26 protein-coding genes and 1 tRNA gene are annotated in these 22,055 nt (G+C 52.0%); 18 read left to right on the forward strand and 9 right to left on the reverse strand.

Translation table 11 applies throughout. The features are described 5' to 3' along the window. Window positions 1-28: 28 nt before the first annotated feature. From ACR0CZ_RS20030 to ACR0CZ_RS20050, 5 genes are all read left to right on the forward strand, one after another. Window positions 29-832 carry a PaaX family transcriptional regulator C-terminal domain-containing protein gene (locus ACR0CZ_RS20030; RefSeq protein WP_170397693.1) on the forward strand — a complete coding sequence of 268 codons (804 nt, stop codon included), beginning with the start codon at window positions 29-31 and terminating at the stop codon, window positions 830-832. Window positions 833-1,034: 202 nt separating this feature from the next. Continuing rightward, window positions 1,035-2,006 carry an alpha/beta fold hydrolase gene (locus tag ACR0CZ_RS20035; protein ID WP_170397690.1) on the forward strand — a complete coding sequence of 324 codons (972 nt, stop codon included), beginning with the start codon at window positions 1,035-1,037 and terminating at the stop codon, window positions 2,004-2,006. Between the two features lie 82 nt (window positions 2,007-2,088). Continuing rightward, a tRNA-Met gene (locus tag ACR0CZ_RS20040) sits at window positions 2,089-2,165 on the forward strand. A gap of 349 nt (window positions 2,166-2,514) precedes the next feature. Next, a complete protein-coding gene (locus tag ACR0CZ_RS20045; protein WP_480537274.1) occupies window positions 2,515-4,086 on the forward strand; it encodes a hypothetical protein in 1,572 nt (523 codons plus the stop codon). Between the two features lie 314 nt (window positions 4,087-4,400). Beyond that, complete coding sequence (locus ACR0CZ_RS20050; RefSeq protein WP_480537275.1) at window positions 4,401-4,874, forward strand: hypothetical protein; 474 nt, start codon at window positions 4,401-4,403, stop codon at window positions 4,872-4,874. 45 nt (window positions 4,875-4,919) lie between these two features. Here ACR0CZ_RS20050 and ACR0CZ_RS20055 read toward each other — a convergent pair whose 3' ends face one another. Genes ACR0CZ_RS20055 through ACR0CZ_RS20065 form a run of 3 tightly spaced genes read right to left on the reverse strand, consistent with a single transcriptional unit; the run spans window position 4,920 to window position 6,160 of the window. Next, window positions 4,920-5,411, reverse strand: coding sequence for a hypothetical protein (locus ACR0CZ_RS20055; protein ID WP_480537276.1), 492 nt, complete (start codon window positions 5,409-5,411; stop codon window positions 4,920-4,922). A gap of 57 nt (window positions 5,412-5,468) precedes the next feature. Beyond that, on the reverse strand, window positions 5,469-5,900 hold the full coding sequence (locus ACR0CZ_RS20060; protein ID WP_480537277.1) for a hypothetical protein: 432 nt from the start codon (window positions 5,898-5,900) through the stop codon (window positions 5,469-5,471). After that, the gene (locus tag ACR0CZ_RS20065) at window positions 5,897-6,160 is read right to left on the reverse strand and encodes a hypothetical protein (RefSeq protein ID WP_480537278.1); all 264 of its coding nucleotides are present in this window, start codon (window positions 6,158-6,160) and stop codon (window positions 5,897-5,899) included. The genes ACR0CZ_RS20060 and ACR0CZ_RS20065 overlap by 4 nt, the downstream gene beginning before the upstream one ends. 57 nt (window positions 6,161-6,217) lie before the next feature. Here ACR0CZ_RS20065 and ACR0CZ_RS20070 point away from each other — a divergent pair, with 57 nt between their 5' ends. Then, complete coding sequence (locus ACR0CZ_RS20070; protein ID WP_480502218.1) at window positions 6,218-6,478, forward strand: helix-turn-helix domain-containing protein; 261 nt, start codon at window positions 6,218-6,220, stop codon at window positions 6,476-6,478. A 127-nt stretch (window positions 6,479-6,605) separates the two neighbouring features. Here ACR0CZ_RS20070 and ACR0CZ_RS20075 read toward each other — a convergent pair whose 3' ends face one another. Beyond that, a complete protein-coding gene (locus tag ACR0CZ_RS20075) occupies window positions 6,606-7,631 on the reverse strand; it encodes a Hint domain-containing protein (RefSeq protein WP_480537279.1) in 1,026 nt (341 codons plus the stop codon). Window positions 7,632-7,926: 295 nt separating this feature from the next. On the opposite strand from ACR0CZ_RS20075, the gene ACR0CZ_RS20080 reads away from it, so the two are divergent. The 4 genes from ACR0CZ_RS20080 (at window position 7,927) to ACR0CZ_RS20095 (ending at window position 10,744) form a co-directional block, all read left to right on the forward strand. Then, window positions 7,927-8,133, forward strand: a complete 207-nt coding sequence (locus tag ACR0CZ_RS20080) for a hypothetical protein (RefSeq protein ID WP_480537280.1) — start codon at window positions 7,927-7,929, stop codon at window positions 8,131-8,133. 156 nt (window positions 8,134-8,289) lie between these two features. Then, window positions 8,290-8,550: a hypothetical protein gene (locus ACR0CZ_RS20085; RefSeq protein WP_170596594.1), complete on the forward strand. Its 261-nt coding sequence runs from the start codon at window positions 8,290-8,292 to the stop codon at window positions 8,548-8,550. A gap of 1,391 nt (window positions 8,551-9,941) precedes the next feature. After that, a complete protein-coding gene (locus ACR0CZ_RS20090; protein WP_480537282.1) occupies window positions 9,942-10,109 on the forward strand; it encodes a hypothetical protein in 168 nt (55 codons plus the stop codon). Window positions 10,110-10,153: 44 nt separating this feature from the next. Beyond that, window positions 10,154-10,744, forward strand: coding sequence for a hypothetical protein (locus ACR0CZ_RS20095; RefSeq protein WP_480537283.1), 591 nt, complete (start codon window positions 10,154-10,156; stop codon window positions 10,742-10,744). Window positions 10,745-11,350: 606 nt separating this feature from the next. Here the strand turns inward: ACR0CZ_RS20095 and ACR0CZ_RS20100 are convergent. The 3 genes from ACR0CZ_RS20100 to ACR0CZ_RS20110 are packed head-to-tail and all read right to left on the reverse strand — an operon-like array spanning window position 11,351 to window position 15,077. After that, complete coding sequence (locus tag ACR0CZ_RS20100) at window positions 11,351-13,579, reverse strand: hypothetical protein (protein ID WP_480537284.1); 2,229 nt, start codon at window positions 13,577-13,579, stop codon at window positions 11,351-11,353. Further along, window positions 13,579-14,859, reverse strand: a complete 1,281-nt coding sequence (locus ACR0CZ_RS20105) for a hypothetical protein (RefSeq protein WP_480537285.1) — start codon at window positions 14,857-14,859, stop codon at window positions 13,579-13,581. Before ACR0CZ_RS20105 ends, ACR0CZ_RS20100 begins: the two co-directional genes overlap by 1 nt. Next, window positions 14,856-15,077, reverse strand: a complete 222-nt coding sequence (locus ACR0CZ_RS20110; protein WP_480537286.1) for a hypothetical protein — start codon at window positions 15,075-15,077, stop codon at window positions 14,856-14,858. The genes ACR0CZ_RS20105 and ACR0CZ_RS20110 overlap by 4 nt, the downstream gene beginning before the upstream one ends. 236 nt (window positions 15,078-15,313) lie before the next feature. On the opposite strand from ACR0CZ_RS20110, the gene ACR0CZ_RS20115 reads away from it, so the two are divergent. The 4 genes from ACR0CZ_RS20115 to ACR0CZ_RS20130 all read left to right on the forward strand — a co-directional run bounded on the left by ACR0CZ_RS20115 (window position 15,314) and on the right by ACR0CZ_RS20130 (window position 17,816). Beyond that, the gene (locus ACR0CZ_RS20115) at window positions 15,314-15,577 is read left to right on the forward strand and encodes a hypothetical protein (protein ID WP_480537287.1); all 264 of its coding nucleotides are present in this window, start codon (window positions 15,314-15,316) and stop codon (window positions 15,575-15,577) included. Window positions 15,578-16,030: 453 nt separating this feature from the next. Further along, window positions 16,031-16,972, forward strand: coding sequence for a RadC family protein (gene radC / locus ACR0CZ_RS20120; RefSeq protein WP_480537288.1), 942 nt, complete (start codon window positions 16,031-16,033; stop codon window positions 16,970-16,972). 182 nt (window positions 16,973-17,154) lie between these two features. Then, complete coding sequence (locus tag ACR0CZ_RS20125; RefSeq protein ID WP_223117741.1) at window positions 17,155-17,565, forward strand: thermonuclease family protein; 411 nt, start codon at window positions 17,155-17,157, stop codon at window positions 17,563-17,565. A gap of 20 nt (window positions 17,566-17,585) precedes the next feature. Then, entirely contained in the window at window positions 17,586-17,816 is a 231-nt protein-coding gene (locus ACR0CZ_RS20130; RefSeq protein WP_170398051.1) for a hypothetical protein, read from the forward strand. 12 nt (window positions 17,817-17,828) lie between these two features. Here the strand turns inward: ACR0CZ_RS20130 and ACR0CZ_RS20135 are convergent, their stop codons facing one another. After that, window positions 17,829-18,167 (reverse strand): hypothetical protein, encoded by a 339-nt coding sequence (locus tag ACR0CZ_RS20135; protein ID WP_170398054.1) that lies wholly within the window; start codon window positions 18,165-18,167, stop codon window positions 17,829-17,831. Next, window positions 18,167-18,859, reverse strand: a complete 693-nt coding sequence (locus ACR0CZ_RS20140; protein ID WP_480537289.1) for an SOS response-associated peptidase — start codon at window positions 18,857-18,859, stop codon at window positions 18,167-18,169. Before ACR0CZ_RS20140 ends, ACR0CZ_RS20135 begins: the two co-directional genes overlap by 1 nt. Before the next feature lie 158 nt (window positions 18,860-19,017). Here ACR0CZ_RS20140 and ACR0CZ_RS20145 point away from each other — a divergent pair, with 158 nt between their 5' ends. The 4 genes from ACR0CZ_RS20145 to ACR0CZ_RS20160 all read left to right on the forward strand — a co-directional run bounded on the left by ACR0CZ_RS20145 (window position 19,018) and on the right by ACR0CZ_RS20160 (window position 21,999). Then, window positions 19,018-19,284 (forward strand): hypothetical protein, encoded by a 267-nt coding sequence (locus ACR0CZ_RS20145; protein WP_480537290.1) that lies wholly within the window; start codon window positions 19,018-19,020, stop codon window positions 19,282-19,284. Between the two features lie 103 nt (window positions 19,285-19,387). Beyond that, window positions 19,388-20,335, forward strand: a complete 948-nt coding sequence (locus ACR0CZ_RS20150; RefSeq protein ID WP_480537291.1) for a DMT family transporter — start codon at window positions 19,388-19,390, stop codon at window positions 20,333-20,335. Between the two features lie 581 nt (window positions 20,336-20,916). Next, entirely contained in the window at window positions 20,917-21,342 is a 426-nt protein-coding gene (locus ACR0CZ_RS20155) for a CAP domain-containing protein (RefSeq protein ID WP_480537292.1), read from the forward strand. A 129-nt stretch (window positions 21,343-21,471) separates the two neighbouring features. Then, window positions 21,472-21,999 carry a hypothetical protein gene (locus tag ACR0CZ_RS20160; protein ID WP_480537293.1) on the forward strand — a complete coding sequence of 176 codons (528 nt, stop codon included), beginning with the start codon at window positions 21,472-21,474 and terminating at the stop codon, window positions 21,997-21,999. Window positions 22,000-22,055 lie beyond the last annotated feature (56 nt).

The following is a 22,055-nucleotide window of genomic DNA, read 5'->3' on the forward strand; positions in this document are numbered from 1 at the left end:
ATTGGGCCTAATGGGTTAAACTGGGTCCATGACCGAAAAGACCTCGTGGTTCGAAACGGCTGTGGCCGAACTGGCGGACCCGCAAGACCAGCGGGTCTGGTCGATTATCGTCTCGCTGTTTGGTGACATGGCACAAGAGCCCGGCGCGCAAATCTCGGGCGGTGTTCTGACCCGGATAATTGAGCCGATGGGCATCAAACCCGAAGCGATCCGCGTCGCTCTGCACCGGCTGCGCAAGGACGGCTGGATTGAAAGTGACCGGATTGGACGCGTCTCGCGCCATGTCCTCTCGGAATTCGGCCGGACGCAATCCGCCGCCGTCACGCCGCGCATATATGCGCGCGGTCCTTCGCCCATTGAAAATTGGCATCTTCTGATCGCCGAGGATGGATCGGGCACACAAGTGCTTGAAGACGTGATGCTCAGCGACGACTATATCCCTATTGGGCGCAACGTAGCGATGGGTGCGGGTCCCGTTCCAGATCAGTCGGACGGTTTGCTGGCCTTGGACATCTCTCCGCACGCAGCCCCCAAATGGGTGCAGGATCGGTTGTGTCCACCCGAATTGCGCGCCTCTTGCAAGGCTCTTCTGGGCGCGGTCGTACGCGCCGCAAAGTCCCGTCCCGAAGGCTGGGCGCCAACCCCCTTGCAGAGCGCAACACTGCGCACCCTGCTGGTGCATCGGTGGCGGCGCGTCGTGCTACGCCAGCCGGACTTACCTTTGGCTTTTTATCCTGTTGATTGGGCTGGCCCTGCTTGTCGCGATAGCGTGTTCGGGCTGCTTGATCTGCTGCCACGCCCCTCGGCTGACGTACTGAGCGGTAGTAGTTGACCGCTGAGCGGTCTGTTCAACCATATTATCAGTGCGGCGCACATACCGGGTGCTGGGAGCTTTTCTGACCAAGTCATACCAATTTACACACCAATAATTAGGTTGCGGTTATCTGCCTGCCAATTCAGCCGTTCAGAAAACGCATGGTGCAATCGGGCTCCGGGCAATACCATCGCCTGTGCAAACCTGCCGGAGAACCGTGATGTCGATTTTGCTAACGATTGTCTTGTTGCTGATGTCCCTTTTGCTGGGGATGCACATCTGGACTCGCCGCCTAACGCGGCAGGGCACCGAAATGGTGCCGCAACTGGGGCGGATCGTGCCCGTTCACGGTGGCAGCATTCACTATGTCGAAAAAGGCGACCCTTCCAACCCGACTATTGTCATGATCCATGGCCTATCAGGCCAATTGCAGCATTTTACGTATGCGTTAGTGGATGATCTTGCTCAGGATTATCACGTTCTCGCGGTTGACCGTCCGGGCTGTGGCTATTCCACGCGCGATGCTGCCCAGTTGGCGGAATTGCCCGAACAAGCCCGCATGATCCACGAGTTTCTGGAAACAAAGAACGTCGATCAAGCCACACTGGTCGGTCATTCTCTAGGTGGCGCCGTGTCTCTTGCGATGGCACTGGATTATCCCGACAACACGGCGGCATTGGCGCTTCTGGCCCCCTTGACGCAACAAATGCCGGAACCGCCCGCCGTTTTCAAACCACTTGAAATCCGTACCGAGTGGCTGCGCAACCTTATTGGCAATACAATCGCCGTCCCGATGGCCCGAAAAACCGCACCCCTCGTCCTGAAAGACGTCTTCGCACCCGAGCCCGCGCCCTCAGACTTCCTGAACCGTGCTGGGGGTGCCCTTGGTCTTCGCCCCTCGGCCTTTATCACCGCCTCACAGGATGTTGTTGGGGTAGAGGCCAGCATGGGTGCCCTGACTTCACGCTATAACGATCTGCGCGTGCCCGGAGGCATTCTGTTCGGGACAGAGGACCCGATCCTGTCCGCCGAGCTACACGGTGCCACAATGACGAAATTCGGCCTGACATTTGAGGTCATGGAACACCGGGGTCACATGATACTCATCACAGAACCCGAAGTCTGCGCGCGTTTCATCCGCCAGATCGCCGAGAATTCCCGCACCCGGCTGGCAGAGCAGGACGCGCATTGAATAACGCAATAAAGAATCTCGGCAGGCACGCTTTTCCCTCTTGACCCTCCCCGGCCCCTCGCTTAAATCGCCTCTCACTCGTGGCGGAGTAGCTCAGTTGGTTAGAGCAGCGGAATCATAATCCGCGTGTCGGGGGTTCAAGTCCCTCCTCCGCTACCATTAAAATCAATCACTTACATGACTGTTGGCTTTTCCGATGCTCTCTGGGTTGATTTCTGGGAGACATATGGGGGACAAGTGACCAGATTTTTGCCCTGAATACACCGCAAGCCTTGCCGCTTGATTCCATGCCCAGCACCCATTTTCCACCATTAGATATCACTGACCTGATTTCAGGTTTTTCAGGTACAGGCTCCTACCGACAGCCAGCAAGAAGTGATGGATAGCTGGTGATGGGGAATCGACTGACCAACAGGCCTCGTGAAGCGGACATATAGGTTTTCTTTTTGATTGATAGCTTTTATTGGTCGAACGTCCAAGCATTGCCATATTAGCACTTAAATCCAAAATGACATCGACAGTTCCTCCACGCACAAAAAATCTTGGCCCTAAGCTCATTGCATTTATTCTTGGCACTGATGTGGAGCAGGTGAAAAAATTACTTCGCGGAGAGTGTGCTCTAACTGAAACACAAATTGCTGTCGTACTGAGATGTGAGGCTACGCTCAGCGAAATAGCCAAAGGCCGCTCTAGCAACCTGGTTTTGGAAGACTACGATGTAATGGCATTAGGCACATCTCGAAGAAAGGATGGGCGCACTACGTTGTCGGGTCTGAAGCTATCGCATGAAACGTGTGGGGTCCCGGTAGACGATGCAGTTGAGCGAACGATGTCAGAAATGTGCGCCGAGTACTTTCCTTTCACCCTTCTACCAAACAACTCCTTGGACCGGTCTAATGAAGCGCTTAATCTTTATCACTTTTCCTTTTCCCACTTGAAAGCAGATTTCGTCGCAGCCGTTCGCGCTGATGCTTCGATAATGAAGCTTTTTCCTGACGGGGCACCCGACGACAATTCCACTAGCCCTTACGTTTACACTTCGTTTGGAGATGGAAGCAATATTCGACTGGATATGCTGCACGTACCGATAATCCAAGCGGCGGTTGCGTTAATGCAATTGCATGGGCTCAGTAGCGTTGCCGCCTTGCAGGAAAATGCAATCCAGATGCTTAGAGCGCTCAGACAGGTTGCTGAGGGAGAAGTGGTTAAGTTGCCTGTCGTTGAGACATACGATTTGATGGGCTTGCCAGCCGATATTGAAATCCCAGTGGGCGATGGCATCCTTAAAGCAATGCCCGAAGATTTCGTCAAAACCCTACCAAGAGGTTCGAAACCAGCAAAAGATTTCGAGAAAGGAGTATTTGGCTGTATGCTCTTGAGAGATTCAACTTTCTCGACATTCATTGCTCCAACCGACCACAGACCAGAATCTGTTGACGAATGGCCGGTCGCGATGACTAGGTCCAGGAAAGACGAATTTGATGTAGTTTCGTTGGCAACAGGGTTGGCGCTCGACGAGGCAACAGCGGCCCGACCCAGAGCGATAATTACCATAGATCCGCTGAACGGCATTGGTCAGAGTTGGCGGTCTTCATCTATATCCCTCGGGCGACACCATTTCGCCAGTGTTGAAGAATGCAAAAGATTGCGCGACCTTTTAAGTGTGATGGAGGGGCTGGACACCAAACCTATTCATACTGCGGCAAAGCGATTTGTCGGGGCATCGATAAACAGGGCCGATGTCGAGGATAGTTTGATTGATGCAGTGATTGGCTTGGAAAGCTTGTTTGGCTCAAGAGCGGAGATTGCCTTCCAAGTCTCGACCGGCGTTTCGCGACTGCTCGGGAAAGATGCCGCCGAGCGTGAAGAGAAGTTTAAATCAACTAAACAGATTTATGATGCTAGAAGCAAGATTGTTCACGGTAGCCAAAAAGAGCTGAGTAAAATTGATGTTCGTGACGTTCGGGAACGCGCTTTAGCCGACTTAAAGAAATGCCTCACCACGTTGTTGGAAAGCCGACAAGACTTATTGGCTCTTGATACTACAGACAGAGTGCGAACCCTTGTCCTAAGTGACTAGCGCTACTTTCGCGATGGCTTACTTTCGTTCAGGTTGCAGAAATCTACGCCGTGGGCTCAGAGCTGACCTTGCTCAAAGAGAAGCTATCCGGTTCAAGGGGCGGCTTCCTGCAGCGTGTTAAATGGCTGGGGCTATCCGGCTGCGACCGCCTTAAGTGCGGCAACCAGTGCTCTATTTCTTCCTTTAAGAAATTATCGGCTCGATTTCATACTAGGTTCCGCGAATTGGGAGATTGTCTCGTTGTGTGATAATCTCAACGACAGTCTGGTTTGCTTAGGGTTTTGTTTGTGAGAGTGGCGCACGCGAGATGGTTGTTGATTGGAGCAGTACTGTTCGTAGTGACCTTCTCCGTATGGAATTTTCTTCCGCGGAACAGCGAGCATGATGCGTTCTTCCTGCTTACGCCAGCCGAAATGGCAGAACTCGACAACCAACCTAAAATTACTGAGTCTCTAGACCGAGGATTGACCGTTACTCAATCCGATGGCCCCTTCGTAAATTTCGATTCGCCCAAAAAGGATATTGTGCGGTCGCCAGTCAACATCGATGTAGACATTAGCCCGAGGGGTGATGCGGCGGTTGATATGTCTTCAATTCGGATCGACTATCAAATGGGACCAGCTTGGATCAATGTTACCAAACGAATAATGAAGCACGCCTCAGTCGAAGGTTCACGCTTGCTCGCACGTTCTGCTGAACTGCCGGTTGGGCGTCACACGATGCGTCTCTCTGTACAGGAGAAGAATAATAGGCGGACGAGAGTCACGGTGTCGTTTGTCGTGCAATAACCTTTTAAAGTAAGCAACCCCCCACGATATCAATCAACCCACTACTCAACTCTGCGCCACCACCAAAGGCGGCTCCTTCGGGAACGAGCGAATATCAAACCATTTGAAACACGTCCCGTCCGCGTTGCGCTTGTCACCCATATGCAGGAATGAACCTGCTGTTCGGTGCCGGATCAGCGCCGCTCTGAAGGCCCTGAGGTCTATCAACCACCAATTCAGGATAGTCTGCCCGTCTGGCCCCGCGTGGCCGTAGAACATCCAGTCTCCATGGCCGTTTACTATCTTGGATAGCTCGGTTTCAGCGCCTGTGGGCAATTTGGCTCTGATGGTAAATTGATGCGGGTATCTGGCAGCGTAACCGTATCGCCGCACCCTGGCCGCTATCCGCATGTCCTTGGCGTCCAGCATCAACAGGTCAGTGGCCTGAAAGTGGTCCAGCGGATCTGGCGCGGCCTGTAGGATATGGCTGCCGATTATGCTCTTTATCTCAGGCAGGAACTGGTCGGACCAGTGCCGGTTGACGGTGTAAAAGCTCATATCAATTCTCACAAAGAAAACGGGCGCAGAGAATACCGCGCCCGATGGAGATGCCGGTCACGCGGCTTCCTCTTTGACCTCCTTCAGCGCCTTTTCTGCAGCCCTGATTGTCTGTTCCATCGGAGCCAGACCCTTGATGTAGGCCCTCATACTAATCTCGATTGCTCGAATTTCTTGGTCATCAAGCAGTTTCAGATTCTCTGCGAACTTATGCTCATTCTTTAAAGACTTGCGGAACTCCGCAGCCATACCTTTCGGATCGCCGCACGCCAGCCAGTCGATAGAAATGCCTTCTTCTTTGCACCACTGCAGAAAGACATCATCCACAAGAATATCGCCATCCTCATCAAAACTCAGACCAGGGTCCGGCAGGTCGAACCATCGGCAGAAGGCGGTTACGCGCTGCTGGCAAGTAATCAAGTCCGAAAAGTCTGCAACAAAGATATCGGGGTTTGCGTCTAATTCAGTCGATTTGATCTCAGCGTTCATTGTATTTCTCCTGGTTTTGGCGGCTCAAAGCCGGGCTGCATGTCGAGGATGTCAGAGGCCAGTTGCCCAATCACTTCGAGAAGTTCTCCATATCCCCTGACTGTGAGGTCAATGTTCATTGCGCTGTCGGAGGCCGCGACGCCGGTACGGGCCAGGGCCAGTATCTTCAGCGCCTTGTCATAGGTGTCAGGCGACGAAGGAACGTCGAAGATTGGCCCGGACACACTTTCCCCGTTCGCGCGAACGCGTTGTTCAGTCATTGCTGTTTCCTCCAATTCAGTGTTAATACTAAAAGTATCACCATAAGGGGCATATAGGTGTCAATACTAAAAGTATCAATAGAGCAAGTAAAAGCAGCGCGAGCCTTGTTGCAATGGTCGCAAATCGAACTAGCAAACAAATCAGGAGTATCGATTCCGACAATCAAACGGCTAGAGGCTTCAACCGGGGAACTTGGCGGTAGAGAAGAGACGATTGAAGCCATCCGCAAGGCGTTGGAGAACCAAGGCATTCAGTTCCTGGATGAAGGTGACACGGCTAATGGGGTAGGGGTGGTTTTGGTCAATAAGGGTGACTGATGAAAAGAACGCTTGGAGTTCTTTGACGACTTCCCGGCTTGGTTGGATAAACCAATTTCAAAGGAAGTACTAAACAACCAGGATTCTAACTAGCACACGCTGTTCAGAAACATCTTTTTGCTGGTATTCATAGATGAAGCTGCTGGCCCCTGTGCTCGGGTCTGACAGTGCATGACATCTCATCGGGCGAATAGAGACCTTCGCGCAGTAAGACTGCCTCATATGGTTTCAGTGTGGGCAGGACGGTTTCGGCAAATCGTTCTCTTCTCTGACGCAGCTCAGGAAATAGTTCGAAAACCTCGCGCAGCGTTGCGCGATCCATCGCGTCTAGAGAAGTATCGCCGGGGAAAAAGGACTCGGACCACACGCCTTCAACACAAATTAGCTCATGTTGGTCAAAGAGAACGTGGATATAATGAACTTCTTGGTCGGGTGGGAGTTGGAAAACCATTTCACCATCCAGCAAGCCCTTGGCAGGCGCTAGCATCAAGCTTTCGCCGAAACACAGCTGCATGTCTGGCGAGGTAACAGCAATCCGATGTTGTGGCGAAACCGTCAGATCCCGTGTCGGGCATTTGCGTGAGAAACTACCTGCACGAAAACGAACCGGACAGAGATGCGGACTTTGCTGTAAGTCGCCAACGGTGAGGCGTCGTCTTCCGATCCAGCGAACAGGCTTTGCTGTTCCATCGAAAACTGTCACTAGGTCGCCGGGTTGCAAAGTCTCAATGGGTTTTGAGCCCAGAGGTGTCAAAACCATCGACCCAAGTGTAAAGCATACGAAGGATGGCAAAGTGTCGTAATCTGAAGGAGGTGCAGTAACGATGCTGTTGTTTGTGTTTTCTATCGTGTCACCGACATCCACATCGCCAGATGTAACAATGATGTACTGGGGGTTGGAAAACTGAACCAATGTGAATGTTACAGGCTGCCCACCTATGTCACCGCTATAGGTTTCAAACGTTTGAAAGTTTGTAGAGTCACCTAAGAAACTAGGTACCCCCGAAACGTCGAGCTGCTGGCTTCCATCTGCATCAGGATCTTCAAGCGCATCATCATTATCAATAATCTCTACCTGATAAGAGTTAAGCACGGTGACGTCTGTGAAGCTTAACGGATCATTGTCAATTTCAAGAATCGTAATGAAAGCCAAAGCGCTATCCCTCGATATACAACCCAATCAATAGCTCAATTAGAAGAATGCAACCTTATGGAGAAAAGATAAAGCTCTGTTACCGAACCGAGGTTGCTTTGGAACGTGCCGTAGGGAAAGGCCAACTAAAAACTCAGATTTGGACCTGACTTCTACTATAACCGCTAAACCTGCTAAATGGCGTAAGCGGAATTTAGGTTTCTGCCCCAACAACGTCTCCTGAGTGACAAAATTCACTGTGATTGAACGATTAAGTTGGTTGAGTGCAGTGAATGAGTAGCAAGGCAAGTTCCAGATGAAGTTTATCCCCGCAACCGCCCAATCAGTCGTTGTCCACGCGTACGAGCTGGCTGCCAACGACCAGGAAAAGAGCATGGCAATGTGGGCGGGTAGTCAACTCATGGCGCTTTACGATACACGCTCGGTGCTTTTGCGGGAGCATGCTGACATCTGGGCCGAGAAGCTCAAAACACGAGATCCTCTTTCCATGGTAAAGAGATGAAAACACGCGCCACAGATGTCATTCAATATTGAATGTCGAAGAATGTTAATCCTAGGTGAACGGCGCATTCTCAATTGGTTCAATCTCGTTCGGGTAGAATAGGTTCGGTGGTCCCAATTTCGACCACCTTAGAATGACCATTTTGGGGGAAACATTATGAAAAATTCCAAACTTACTATCATCAGTTTCTTAGCGGCGTCGTTAGCTTTTTCCGCACCTGTATTAGCTGTCGAAGAAACTGATGACCCAGAGCCGCCGTCTGAAACCAAGAAAGGCGATAACGGCTGGGGCAACGGTGCCGATACGACAAATGCCGGAAGTTTCTCAGGCGGCACCAGTTCGTCAAAGAGCACAAACGGCGGCTCGAGGAACGACAGAAACTATCCTTCGGCGCTTGATAGGTTCGAAGGACGGTAACACAACCGGAATCGAACTTCTTTGTGGGCGGCGCTGGCCGCCCATTTCAAGTCTGACCGGCGCAATTTCTTTCTGAACTATTTGATTTCACCTTGCTGGCCCAAATGTGCGCGTACGCTCTCAGCGTCTCTGACTTGTCATTGTGTAGCGCAAAAAGTGCGCATGCTGCCCACATCGCGGCATCATAATCTGACCATGTTCTGCGCAGTTTAAATGCATTCGCAAGCGCAGTGTCTGTCGTGGAGTGTTTGGATTTTGAGTTGTGCGACACGTAATTACACAAAAACAAAGCTTGCCAGAAACCCTAACATAATCCCCATTGATGCTGTGGAGAGTGTTAGGACTAGGTTCAACATTGGATTCTCAAGCCTCAATAAATGAATAGTTTTGACAGTGATGTGCCAAAGGAGGTTCACCTTTAGTATGCAGAGCATTGTTGAATGGACAGAGAACGCGCTGTTAATACGCGGTTAACAATCAGATAACCTGAAGAATTTACTTGGTGTGCTGTTTTCGGGTTTCGCCACAGGAGATTCCATGTTCGTGTAAATTTGGTCGGTTGGTGGGGCTGGCCGGGGGGTAGCGCCAGCCCCACCGAGCTTAACCGGGCGTTATGTACCACGGCTGTTTCAGTGAGAGTGAAGGTTAAGAGACTGTTTCGCCACGACAGCAGTACTATGACCATCAGATGAGATTAACGGTCACATTGAAACCAATGAGTTTCACTGCCACAGCAACCGAGCCGTTCAGTACTTGGTTTGTTACACTGTCTCTCATTTTCACACGTCTGAGGTGTGCCGCCGTGTCCTCGAACCAGCGACTGCGCCAAGTTGCAACAACCCAGTTTAATGTGTGAAAAACAAACCGTTAACATTCAGTTAACAATCTTCGCCCTCGTATGACTTTGTTGCAAAGCCTTTGTTATCCAACACGCACAATTAGCCCTATGGTAGAACCAGCCAGGAGCACGACGGTTCGAATGCAAGTTAACCTAGAATGAACGGAGTGTTTTTGTTGGGTTTAACTCAGTTTGGTCAAGTTGTTTCTGTAGGGATGCATTCTTAATAAATGACCATATCTGAACTAACGATCCTTGAACTGTATTGCGTTATTGCTGCCTCAACTTCGCTGCTTGCAGGTGTCTGTTGGGCGTTGATGAATGTAATCATTGACTCTGATAAACAACCATCTTGGTCGAGATATGTGATTGTCGGGCTTGTATTCCTTGGCGCAGTAGTTGGACCCGCATTCTACGGGGTTTGGATAGTTCTCTTTGGTATCTAGTGAAGCTTTTGTAACAGCGGGTGCAATTCTGCGACGGTGACTACCTATCAGAATCGCGCAATTTCAGGTATGCCACTGGACATTGATTTAAGCTTTGAGGTGTTTCCATGACCACTGTACGCACCCCGACTGAATACCGTGCCGCCCTACGCGAAATTGAGTACCTGTGGGGATCTGAACCAGATACCGAGGAAGGCAAGCAACTCTTGGAGTATCTGGCAGCCGTTGAGCGATATGAACAACTAAACACGCCAGAGCCAGCGTTGCAGGGATAGCGCTCTTAGCGCCGGAGAGCGGCCTGTGTCGGGAACTGCGACCAATGACATTGAATGGCTACATCGCATTCTTAACTTTCGATTTGGCCCTTGCGTCCATCTGCGCTAGCGCCTTGCTCCGATTGAGCTTTGTTGGCAATCCAAGGCATCAATCGCTCTTGGCCTTGCTGGAGCTAGTGCTTTTGGTATGGGCGTTTTATACGGCGTTTTCGTACCTTTTTCTGACACCGGTATCCGTGTGGTGGCTAGTATTGATTGCATTCGCAATCTACCATTTCGGCCTCTTCTTAGTTTCAACCGATATGACAACTGCAGTTGTGTTTTCGATCACGCAATTCATAGTGATTTCATTATTGTCATTTTTTTTGCTAGTTGCGGCTTCTGGAAACGGCATCTTTCTTACGCTTGCAAGCTCTTTGGCTATATTCGGATTAACTATAGCGGCACAAAAAATATATCATGCCGCCTTCACGTTGTATGGACATGAAATATCGGACGATGCGAAGGAAGAGATAGAAAGCATTGGAGAGCTACCAGGACGCGAGCCATCACCCTTCGAGAAGCTATTTATGAAAGCTCTGGCAACGGCATTAGTACTGATAGTGTCGCTGCAATTATTCGCGGCATGGTATTGAACTAAATCGGTTTAGACCTTCGCTTCCGTGCGGCCATCTTGCGACAGCCTTCTTTGCAATACCTGGCGTCCACCCGTTTCCATTCCGGCATGAGGTTGCCACAGTATGCGCAGTGCCAGCCCTTTGAATAGTTCTGCGCCAGCTTTTGGGCGCGCCGTTCTATCCTGTGCGCATTCTGCCACGGGAAGTGGGTGAAGCTGAGCCGCACGTGAAGTGGGTTTAGTTCCTCAATCCAGATTGTTGAGTTATCGCGGTCAGTCATGTGTGTACCTTATCCGGGAACTGCCTTTGATATTGCTGGGTAATCGTATTTAACTCCATGGCGCGCGGGCGGGCGGGTATTGGTCCCGAAACTCCTGTCTTTAGGGCCTCGCAAAACTCAAACCTGCCACTGCTGTGCCTCCTGTCTGGACGTTGTGTGCCGGGGTGATTAGATTGTTGCCATGAACCCAGCCGATCCCCCGTTAGCTCTGGAAGTGGCAGCAGGCATATTGATTGCCTACTGCGTGGTGTTCTTTGCCAAGAGTGCCGTTGCACATTGGCAGCGAGAGGAGGGAAACATGGCCGTTCTCATCGGCGCTGCTACTGTGCTGATTGGAGGGACGCTCATTCTTGGTGGCCTGGGAATAGTAATCCCATAGTAATGTCTTCTACGAACATACCAGCCGAAGCCCCCGGTATCGCACCAGTTGCAACAGGTCCGATTGGTTTCTGCCCTCTGACTTTCTGACCAATCTTGCCTGCCTGAAGCCAACCTGCGCCTTTTTCAGTACCCTTGGCTGCGGCACGGCCAGCAACAGCACCAGCAGGACCACCGGCCTTGTAACCAATAAGAATTAGCGCGCCTTCCCACATCTTCTTTGCCACTCGGGCGTTCTCGTACCCCGTGCCTGAGTGATTCACAGCACCCTTAGGCGGGACCATGCGGTTCAAGGCAGTTGATAACCGGATCATCTGGCCGCGTTCTTTCGGAGTGAACAACACGTTAGCCAGGGGCTTTGTCTGAGGGCTATTGAAGAAGGCGCGGATGTTCTCCGACACCTTTTGCGGACCCCATGGGATCGGCCCGGTTGCACCAGGAGTTTCTGTACCGGATTTCTGGGTTAACTGACGGAATGCCGCCTGTCGGACAAGATTCCACTCATCCGAACTCTTTCCCAGTGTGTGCTTAAGCTTTGCCGCCAGCGGGGCGTTCATCTTGCCGCTTCCCAGTTTAGACGCACCGAACATCCAGCGCATGACCTGATCCGGGCTGGCATCTGCGTCAATCATGTCCTGCAGGAACCGCGAGCCAGCATCCTTGCCTCGATACTTTGCTGAATACTGTGCAAACAGCCTGCGGGCTTCCTTCAGATCCCCGAACCCAGCCTCGTCGCCGTCAAAGAGTTTGGCCGTAACTACATCATCAACCCAGGAGTCGTATTCGTTCTTGATGATGGACAGAGCGCGTTTGTCCTCGGGCTTGGCTCTGGACAGGGATTGGTTCAAATCCTTACGGAATGTCTCAATCAGTCGCAGCGATACACCGCCATCTCCCTCACCGCGTTTCTGCAGCCGTGACATGTAGGCACGGGCGTTTGAGTAGATATCACTGGTGAGGTCGATTTCTTCCGCCGCTAGACGGCTCTGTACGCGCTGTACGACGCCCTTAGCCACGTTTCCGGGCACAGACACCCCGGCATCGTCTGCGGCCTTGTACATGGCCTGTGCAGCGGCCTTCTCGGTTGCGCTCATGGTTTGCAGGCGGGCGGCTACAGCCTGCGAGGCGTCCAACTGGTCGGCGGGTATTCCGTCGCTCAGTTCTTTAGCCACGCCGTCAACGGCTCTGCGGGCTGATAGCTCTTGCCCGTCACTCAATCGTTGAGCTTTGGAGACGACAGCATCAGGGCCAACACCACGGCGGGCGCGTTCGAAGTCCGCAAAATCGTTCACATCGCCAGTGACATTGTGCTTGAATGCTGGGATCCCGAACTCCTCCATCTCTGCGGCACGGGCTGCAAGTTGGGGATCAACGCCGTCATCGATGCCTTTGGAGAATTCACGGGCGAATGCATCACTCAGTTCATCAACGTCATAGCCAAGTTGTTTCAGAGCATCGCTGCCAGCCGGGGATATGCCACCTTCCTCAGTATAATAGCGGGGATCCCGGAGCAATCGGGCGACAGGCTTGCCAATCTTTTTCGCTGCCCATCCAACAACCTTTGCAACCGGCACGGATGCAGCGCCACCGACAGCACCGCCGATAAGGCCGAAGCCAGCACTACGCAGTCTCCCTTCGCCTTCACCTTCCCCAAGTCCGTATATTGCGCCGGTTCCGGCCCCTGCCTTCGTACCCTGCTTGACGGCCTGTCCAAACGTAGCTGCTTTGCCCGAATTGCTGAGAATGGTTGCAGGCACAGCCAGCCCGCCCGCAACCTCTGAAGCGATAGACGTAACGGGGTACTCACTGCGGTTGGCCTCAATCTTGGCGCGCTCGTTCTCTAGCGCGAAGTTTGCAGCGTCCTTACCGCGAACCATTGAGCCAAGTGCAACGGCTTCGTCTGATAGGCCCAGAGTTGCACCATGCGGGGCCATACGCAGCGCTGCCTCGCCCTGAGAGCCAGTCTGTCGGTGGTGTTCCGTCAGCAGGTCACGAGAGGTCATTTGCCCCGTATCTGGGTTGTAAATCATGTCTTCAGGCGGTGTGCCGTAGGTGCCGTCTGCATTTCGCTGAACGCCTTCGGATTCAGGCTTCGGACTGATGCCAAATATCTCGCTGGCGTAATCCTTCAAGGGCGGCGTAGCAGCGGCTTTCTTGGTTCCGAAAATCTCAGATGCGTAATCATATCCAGCCATTAGAAACCCACCTCTTTGCGAAGCTGCATTGAAACCTGACGCTGCAAGACCTCTGGGTCAGAAATGCCGTTGGCCTTGAGTTGTTTCTCAATCTGCGCGCCTCGGGCGTTTATCATCTTGTCCACGTCATCCAGTGAACCCATCTCCCACGGCTTGCCCTGACGGCCAGTTGCCAGCCAGAGATTGTATCGCGCTACGGCCCGCTGTTGCTGCAGAATGGATTGCTCTAGCTTGGCCTGGAATTCTGCCGGGCTATCCCCGTCGAAAATACCAGTTCCCACACTGGGAAGCTGCTCGAGCAGCCGCTCGGCTTCTTGTGGCGTGACCGCAGCACCCGAAAGCTCTTTCAGGCTGGTATTGAGGTTGTTGAAAGCCTCGGTTTTGAACTGGGCGAAGTTGGCGACAAGTTCTTGCTGCTCTGGCGTGGCGCTGCCCATTTTGTCCATCAACTGACCCCACTTTGCACCAATGCGCGTGGCCAGCTCCAGATACTCGGGTTTGAAGAGAGCCTTAGTATCATTCAGCCGCCCCAGCATTGCGCCCGAGTCCAGAATGCGGCCCTCAATCTCGTTGGTGGCCTTTGTGCCAAACCCCGGCCCCTGTTGACCGCCGCCATAAGATACAACCGTTCCGTCAGTGGTTGTTACGCTGAATCCCGGTGTTTGCTGGCTGCTGCCGACAACTGTTGGACTGCCTTCAGTGGACAGGTCATATAGCTGATTTCCAACAACCTTGAAGTTGTCAAAGTTCTGCTCTGGTGGTTTCAGGAAGTCAGCAACAATCGCCTCAGCATCACCGAACTTGGCAACAACCGCTGGGAACTCTTGCAGGGACTGAAGGGGCGGATGTTCTGCACGTTGCAGGATCTGGTTTACACCATTCAAGTCACCCTGCTCGTAAAGGAAGGTGGCTTGAGCGACGCCCTGACGAAGACCTGCAAGTTCACGCTCAACATCAGCAGCCTCCATTTTCGCCATGCGCTCGTGAAGGATCATCTCCATTTCACGCCTGTCATAGTCCATCTTTTGCGCGCGCTGCGTCTGAACTTGATGCTGGCCCTGAATGTTCACGGCCAAACCCGGATCGTATTGGGCTACGGCCCCAAGCGCTTTGGGATCACCCGCAAGGATGTTCTTTCCCTGCGTCTGAAATACGCGGCTCAGTGCGTTACGTCTGTCGTATTCATCTGCTCTGGCTCGGGCTTGCTGTCCCTGCGCAAATGCATTGACGATATTAGGCTGTCGGCCCGCTAAAATAATCGAGTGGTCTAACCTGCTCATTGCATTACCTGTGGCATATGTTGGGTTGCTATTTCGTCCATGGCTTTTGCCGCAAGTTCATCACCGAATTGCTCAGCCGCCATTTTCACCAGACGAGCTTTCAGTTCGGGCGTCAGTGGTTTTGAGCGGTCGCTGTGCAGCCAACGATAGACCTCTCGTTCCTCGTTTGCCCTCTGTATGCTTGCGGCAAGTATCCCGCTGAGTTCTGGGCTTAGCATCGCCTTTTCCCGTCCATTAATGTCAAGAAAAAGTACTACAATTCATGGATCAAAACAAGAATTATAAGGGAACATATAGGGGGTATGAGGTAATATAGCACCACCGTATCCCTGCGATATTATCGCTCATTCTCGGTGCTGGCGTTCCGTCATTGCGGAATATAAAAGACGCGGTGCATTTGGCGGGAAGCCAATCGGATTTATTGGTGAGCGGTCCAATTCTGAGGAGAAAACCAATGGCCGACTATACCAGATGCCACCTATGCGATTGCCCGATACAAGATGACGCTCCTTGGTACGGACGGAACCAATGGGGCATTGCGATATGTCACCGTTGTACGAAATTCGGTACGACCGAGGGGCTTTCAAAAGGCCAAGAAGTCCGCTTCAACGAGTTCATGGAGCAACACGGTTTCGTTGTTCTGCTGAAACGCAATGAGCGTGGTTTTGCTATGCTTCCTGTCGAAGTCGTAGCAATCGTACCCGCGTCAAAACCTTAGGGTATTCTTAGGATGAATTCCCCAACAGCGACAAAATTAACGCATGGTTTTGGTGACTAACTGCTTGGCATTGCTTTTTTCTTTGGGAATTGCGTAGCATTCACACGCGATGCTGCGCAAAAACCAATGCAGGATCGAAGTACTGGAGGCAGTTTTGACGGAGCGCGTTCAGACACGGTCAACGCTCAAAACAATCGAGGTTCCACGTGACCTCGTTGGTAAGCCTGCTGGCGTTTTTTTTCTGTTGAACGAGATTGAGCGCCGGAAATCGCAATCAAAAAGGGCGACAGATAGCGGGCGGTTCGAACTGAAGCCGTTCATGCTAGTAGATGAGTTTATCTTTAATCAGCGTGCTTGAAACATAGGTTCCATTTCAGGCCACATCTGACGTTTTTACCACTCGTTAACCAACCTTTGAGCATGGTCTAGGGACTGGTGCATGGAGTGGTAGCCATGAAGAAAACTGCGATACTGGACAATCTCAAAGAGGTCATAAGCCGCGATAGGAAGAGGTTTGGCAAGCTAGTTAAGCATGATGGGCGAGGTGGCTTTTCTGAGGAAGAATTGAAGGGATTGGATGAGCTGTACGCACGCAGCCCACCACCCGACGCCATAACTGAACCTGCACACCCGCCGTCATACGTGTATCGAGACCGACTTTCACGAAAGAATGCTGCTGGTGGTGGCCTGATTAAGGACGACGACGGCGCTAACCGGCCTCACTATTGGGGGCACCGAGAGCGACTGCGGCAACGCTTTCTCAAAGGCGGTCACGATCCAATGCCCGAATATGAGCTACTGGAACTGCTGTTGTTCAACGCAATCCCGAGGATCGACGTCAAACCTTTGTCAAAACGCCTGCTTGCAGAGTTCGGCGACCTAAACGGGGTTATTGCGGCATCAAAGCATCGTATTCTGAAGGTGGATGGGGCTAACGAATGGGTTTTCTATCACCTGCGCGTTGTCGAAGCCTTCGGGCACAGAATGGCGCAGGCACAGATAATGAAGCGGGATGTTGTGTCGTCGTGGGAAGACTTGGTGACCTACTGCCGAACCGCAATGGCGCATCGCGAGGTTGAACAATTCCGGGTTCTCTACATGGATCGCAAGAATGTTCTGATTGCTGATGAAGAACAGGCCAAGGGTACAGTTGACCACGTTCCGGTCTATCCGCGTGAGGTTGTGAAACGTGCCTTGGAACTGAACGCCAGTTCGCTCATCCTCGTCCACAACCATCCATCTGGCGACCCGACGCCCAGTAACTCCGATATTGTCATGACCGAACGAATTAAGGTTGCCTGTGACACAATGGGCATTGTCATTCATGACCATGTTATCATTGGGAAGAAGGAAGAATATTCCTTTAGTGCTAATGGCTTGCTCATGCGCGATTAGCGGCGTAGCTGTATATCGCCGATTGCCATTGAAAGAATGCCAATGATTGAACTCATCTTAGTTTTGGCGCTTTGTGTTTTCATCGGAAGCTCGATTGGGAAAGTGCTTACCTGGTGGGTAAACAAGAAGTTGGATCAGCGAGCAGAACGTCGGTCTAATACTGCAAAGCAAGGAAAACCGTCTTGATACGCTTTATCTGCCTGATTGCCTTGCTAACCGGCTGCGCTTCAGACGGCATTGTGTCTTCCGATATCTATGTCCGAGATGCGGATACGATTGTTCTATTTGGAAAGAAAGGGACGCCTGTTCGCTTTGAAGGTGTCGATGCTCCCGAACTGGAAACCCAAGAGGGACAGGTCAGCAAGCAGTGGATGATAGACTACCTCCGGGGTCAAACCGTGCGATGCGACCTGACCGGCGAGATGAACGGAGACCGCCATATCGGCACATGCTTTGTCGACGGTGAAAACCTGAGTGCAACAGTTATCGCCGCGGGTCATGCATTGGATTGCCCAAAATACAGTGGTGGCCGCTACAAACACCTTGAAACCATAGAGGCCAAGTCACGGATCAAGAGGGCCAGTTATTGTTGAAAATCATGAGGAGTAGTTGAATGGGTGGCCTCTTAGTCGCCGTTGTGGCTGGATGCTTCGCCAAGAGTTGGCGGCAGGCCTTGGTCTATGGTGGATTGGCCGGGGCTTTGATAATCGGCGCAGTTCTATTTTCAGGCGCTGGTGATACTTTCACCGCCGGTTCAGTGGTGGCGAGGATCGGGATATCAATGATCCTTTCTTTGCTAACTTATGCGATGGGAAAATACGCTAAGACGCCGACAAAACAGTAGAGAACAGCGAAGCTACGAACACCATTCCGAGTTTGTTTTAGCCATGAGTTTGAATGAGCCGCTGCCGCACAGGTCCGCTTCACCTTGTGCAAGCTCCAGTTCGAATGCCTCAATGAGCGGCGCAATCAATTGCTCGTCCAGCATATAGAATGACACCGCATCCCGAGCGCCGCGAGAAAGCACGTTGTCAGCATTCCAACCCCAGCGTCCCCGTCCGGCATGAGTATTTAGCCAGCAATGTATCTCACTAAGCTTGTAGCCGAACCCTTCTTCGGGAACTTGAACCCGCACTCTGATTGGGAAGTACTTCTCATCCGCTGCTTTCTTCGGTGATCTGCTGCGCGTGACCATTACGCCTCGATAACGTCGATTAACTCCGGCCCGTCATCATCGCGGCCAATCGGTGCGACCTTGTGATAACGCATACGCCCATCCCATTCCGTGCCCAAGTTCTGCGCTTCGTCGTGGTCAATCTCGCCTGACATCCACGGCACAAGGTTCTCGTTCGTTAGAATTACCGGTGACCGTGCATGTATGTGTTCGATTTGATGCAACGCAGGGCGAGTGAGAATTGTGCAGGTGTTCAGACCAGACGAGAGGCGCGAGTAGAGGCCTGCGAAATACATGCAGGGGTCATTGGTATCTGTCTTGATAACCCAAGGCTGTTTGGCCCCCTTAGGGCCTGTCCATTCATAGTAGAAACTGGCCGGGATAATGCACCTGCTGCTCTTCCAGGCGACCCGGAATGAACCTAGCTTATGCGCTGTTTCAATCTTCGCGTTGAAAGTGGTTGGCTTCCACTGTTTCACGTCTTCCTTGAACCAGTGCGGTACAAGCCACCAGCGGGCCGTGGAGCTAATCAGTCGCTCTTCATGGATGAACGCCAAATCCAACATCTGAGTTGGCTTGACGTTCCAGCTCATTGACAGGTCTTTGGCGTTTGGATCGCGGTCAGTTGGGATAGGAACGCCGTTCACGATCCAGTTCTGCAGAGCATAAAGCTCCGCCCACGTCATTTCGGGTCTGCCGAGTCGTCCGCACATTCGGTGAGCTTAGCAAAACAGGGGGAACGTTTGGTGAACTTTTTGATGGTTGGCGACGAGACTGGCGGCAATTGTGCGGACTAAACGGACAACCGACGAATAAACCAAACGAGCCGCTTTGCCTTGAATAAATGTCGCAGGGATATCACAGTCATATGATGAAGCTTTTGTTGCACCGATATCTTCAAGTTCGTCTCAGCATCGAAAATTCACGGATTTGGGAATTTGCCACAAAGACCACCTTAAGACTTGTAATCAGTTCATTGATTGTCTTCACGGCTGCAATGCTCACGATGCTTGTCTCAGTCTTTCTCTTCACTTGGAGCAAGGTTCTTGGTTTATTGGCCTGCGCCGCATTTGTAGCGCTATTGTTAGTCGTCAACACTTTGGCAGATGAAGGTCGTCGGCGGGAAAAGGGGCGTTAGGGGCTCGTAGCAGACATTCGAAGTCAGCAAGACGGGAGCGGAGCTAAGGCTGCAAAGCAGGACAAAGCTGTGGCTCGTCGAATATCTAAAGACGAATTATCAAATGCGTGATAGCTCCAGATTATGGCAACGACATCTGCGCGAATTCGACCGTCGATCCCTAACGCACTTGCGGTTATTGGTGTCCTTTTTTGCTTCAATCTGTTTCGGACTGGTTCCCTATTTTAGCCGTAACCTGACTGAACAGGGCGTCGCGCCTTATGCTGTCGCATTTTATCGCTATGTTGTTGCGGCATTCCTTCTGCTTCCTGTTCTCATCCTGCACCGAAAAGCATGGCGAGAGATAACTTGGGGCCTGTCAGCCGGAGCCATAATGGGACTTGGTTGGATCGGATATGTGACGGCGCTGGAGAAGTTGCCCGCATCGACAGTGGGTGTGCTATACATGACCTATCCGGTGTTCACCCTAGTCATTGCCTGGGCTGTGTTTGGCGATGCACCCACGCGACGCGCCATGTTGGCCGCTGCTCTGATTGTGGTCGCGGCTGTCATTGCTGGTTCGCCCGCGTCAGTCCCTACAGAGCATGTACCAACGCTGCTTATATCACTTGCCGCTCCATTCGGGTTTGGCTTCGGAATTTGCGTCTTGGTGCACAGGTTGTCACGGATTGCGCCATTAGCGCGCATAGCGTCAGTTTCTCTAGGGTCTGTTCTTGGCCTCGCTCCGCTCATTCTCGGTGCTGACGTCGGAGAGCTTCTCCCGCGTGAGCAATCTGATTGGCTTCTCATAGCTGGTATTGGACTAGTCACCGCGTTCGTGCCCCAGCTAATTTACACGATTTGCTCACCTGTCATCGGAGCTTCCCAAACTGCAGTAGTCGGGAGCATCGAGTTACCTACGATGTTTGCCGTGGGATTTCTTGCCTTTGGAGAAGCCATCTCTTTGCTTCAAGCTTTGGCATGTGCCTTAGTGTTGGGCGCAATCGTGATTACAAGAAGTAGAAAGACGCGCACCGTATCTACCGTGCTCGCAAATTCACCGAGACGTTAGTAGTGGGCTAATAGCCGACATCCGACTAAACCGGTGTGATGGCGCAGAACTCAAAGTTTGCCGACAGTTTGTCTTCCGAACACCCCCCATTTATGGCGGGCTGAATATGACGGGTTTTTTGTGCTATACTGTGCGGGCCTCCCGGTTCGGGAGAAGGGGAAGAACCCACCGTCTCACAAATGATTGAGAGTGAAGGTGGTGAGGGGCTGGATGAGGGGGTCTTAGCCAGCCCCTCTCTCTTGAGGGGGTATCCGGAGTGGTAGTGTTGTTCCGTTGAACCCAATCTACCCCGTTAGCGCCTTGTCCGAAATTGGGGGATTCCCGTAGACCCCTTATTTTCTTATCTCAGACACAATTCAAACACGCTGCACCGATACCAAGCAGGTGCGGCGCGTCGTGATGGGATTAGCGATTTCGATGAGGGGGTACGAGTTTGGCGCGTCGTACCTCCAACCAGCAAAGCTATTATCTATGCAAATAGAATCCTTGGTGCGATATTGTTGTTTCATCAAGACCGGTGGGAAATCAACATGCTATCTATGGATCCGTGTGAACCATTATAGGAAAAACCTGGTGGAAAAATGCTGACGCGTTTGTTGTTAATACTGGCGTTTCTTTTGCCCGCGCGACTCGCTGCAAACCCCACAGCGACTGACGAACTGAACACGTTTCGAAAAAGCCAAGGTCTTCAAGGGTTAGTCTATAGTCGGAAGTTGGAGAAAGCCGCCAAGTCTCATGCTGAAGACATGGTGAAGAAGGGGTTCTTTTCGCATACCGGCTCTAACGGCTCTGACGTGGGTAAGCGGGTGCGCAAGGAAGGCTACGAATGGTGTTTTGTGGCGGAAAACATTGCCAAAGGTCAAAATGGTCTGGACGCTGTGATGTCGGCTTGGGCGCAGTCACGGGGGCATCGTGCCAATATGCTGTCATCCAAGGCCCAGGAGTTTGCGCTGTACGAGGCGGCGGATAGTACCTGGGTAATGGTTCTAGCCGCCCCGTGTCGGTAGTCTTGTGCTGAGAATCGGCCAACCAGCAATTTAGCGCTCCGCTATGACGCGCTGTCAGCAATTCACACCCTAGTGTAATCTAAGCTCTAGTGTGATTGTACCTGAGTTTGGCCTTTTGAAGGATTGATAATGGCTGATGAACAGTCCCTATTCAGAACCACATTGGAGAACGCCGGGATTAGTGTCGATGACGCTTCGATACTCATTGCGTGTCTCGCGCTGATAGTGTCGTTCAGCGCGATAGTTCAAACAGCAGGCGTTCGGCGCAAAGAATGGCGATTGGAGGCGGTGGCGTTGGCGGCAGAGGCATCTGCGCGGGCCAGAAGGTGCCAGCAATTGGTTTGTGAACTTTGGCCAACAGTAGACGCAGTTTTTTCACTTGCGGGGATGGCTGGATCAGATTTGCGAGATTCATACCATCGAGAATTAGACAGGTACGAGAAGCATGGAAAAGAAGTCAAGAAATTCACGGAAGAACAACTGCAAGCTTTAGGGTCGATGATTGGTGCAAGGTTCAATCTGCAACACAGAATTCAGGAGTCGACCAAGACGCTGCACGACATTCGCGGCACGGAAGAAACTCTTGTTGCAATGACAAGCAGGTTCACAGACGAACTTATGGATGCCCGGAATAGAAAAAACCCGACACGAAGTTAGTGTGCCGGGATCTTCGGATATCCGTTCCCGTTTTTAGCCTTCAAGACGCGTCGTAG

This window comes from Ruegeria sp. H9 (genome assembly GCF_056532915.1).

Coding starts and splice junctions, on each gene's coding strand:
- ACR0CZ_RS20145 (WP_480537290.1), top strand. CDS start 19,018: ATGAAGCTTTTGTTGCACCGATATCTTCAAGTTCGTCTCAGCATCGAA.
- ACR0CZ_RS20115 (WP_480537287.1), top strand. CDS start 15,314: ATGGCCGACTATACCAGATGCCACCTATGCGATTGCCCGATACAAGAT.
- ACR0CZ_RS20150 (WP_480537291.1), top strand. CDS start 19,388: ATGCGTGATAGCTCCAGATTATGGCAACGACATCTGCGCGAATTCGAC.
- ACR0CZ_RS20155 (WP_480537292.1), top strand. CDS start 20,917: ATGCTGACGCGTTTGTTGTTAATACTGGCGTTTCTTTTGCCCGCGCGA.
- ACR0CZ_RS20140 (WP_480537289.1), bottom strand. CDS start 18,859: ATGTGCGGACGACTCGGCAGACCCGAAATGACGTGGGCGGAGCTTTAT.
- ACR0CZ_RS20100 (WP_480537284.1), bottom strand. CDS start 13,579: ATGGCTGGATATGATTACGCATCTGAGATTTTCGGAACCAAGAAAGCC.
- ACR0CZ_RS20090 (WP_480537282.1), top strand. CDS start 9,942: ATGACCACTGTACGCACCCCGACTGAATACCGTGCCGCCCTACGCGAA.
- ACR0CZ_RS20105 (WP_480537285.1), bottom strand. CDS start 14,859: ATGAGCAGGTTAGACCACTCGATTATTTTAGCGGGCCGACAGCCTAAT.
- ACR0CZ_RS20095 (WP_480537283.1), top strand. CDS start 10,154: ATGACATTGAATGGCTACATCGCATTCTTAACTTTCGATTTGGCCCTT.
- ACR0CZ_RS20135 (WP_170398054.1), bottom strand. CDS start 18,167: ATGGTCACGCGCAGCAGATCACCGAAGAAAGCAGCGGATGAGAAGTAC.
- ACR0CZ_RS20035 (WP_170397690.1), top strand. CDS start 1,035: ATGTCGATTTTGCTAACGATTGTCTTGTTGCTGATGTCCCTTTTGCTG.
- ACR0CZ_RS20130 (WP_170398051.1), top strand. CDS start 17,586: ATGGGTGGCCTCTTAGTCGCCGTTGTGGCTGGATGCTTCGCCAAGAGT.
- ACR0CZ_RS20110 (WP_480537286.1), bottom strand. CDS start 15,077: ATGCTAAGCCCAGAACTCAGCGGGATACTTGCCGCAAGCATACAGAGG.
- ACR0CZ_RS20030 (WP_170397693.1), top strand. CDS start 29: ATGACCGAAAAGACCTCGTGGTTCGAAACGGCTGTGGCCGAACTGGCG.
- radC (WP_480537288.1), top strand. CDS start 16,031: ATGAAGAAAACTGCGATACTGGACAATCTCAAAGAGGTCATAAGCCGC.
- ACR0CZ_RS20160 (WP_480537293.1), top strand. CDS start 21,472: ATGGCTGATGAACAGTCCCTATTCAGAACCACATTGGAGAACGCCGGG.
- ACR0CZ_RS20065 (WP_480537278.1), bottom strand. CDS start 6,160: ATGACTGAACAACGCGTTCGCGCGAACGGGGAAAGTGTGTCCGGGCCA.
- ACR0CZ_RS20080 (WP_480537280.1), top strand. CDS start 7,927: ATGAAGTTTATCCCCGCAACCGCCCAATCAGTCGTTGTCCACGCGTAC.
- ACR0CZ_RS20085 (WP_170596594.1), top strand. CDS start 8,290: ATGAAAAATTCCAAACTTACTATCATCAGTTTCTTAGCGGCGTCGTTA.
- ACR0CZ_RS20060 (WP_480537277.1), bottom strand. CDS start 5,900: ATGAACGCTGAGATCAAATCGACTGAATTAGACGCAAACCCCGATATC.
- ACR0CZ_RS20045 (WP_480537274.1), top strand. CDS start 2,515: ATGACATCGACAGTTCCTCCACGCACAAAAAATCTTGGCCCTAAGCTC.
- ACR0CZ_RS20055 (WP_480537276.1), bottom strand. CDS start 5,411: ATGAGCTTTTACACCGTCAACCGGCACTGGTCCGACCAGTTCCTGCCT.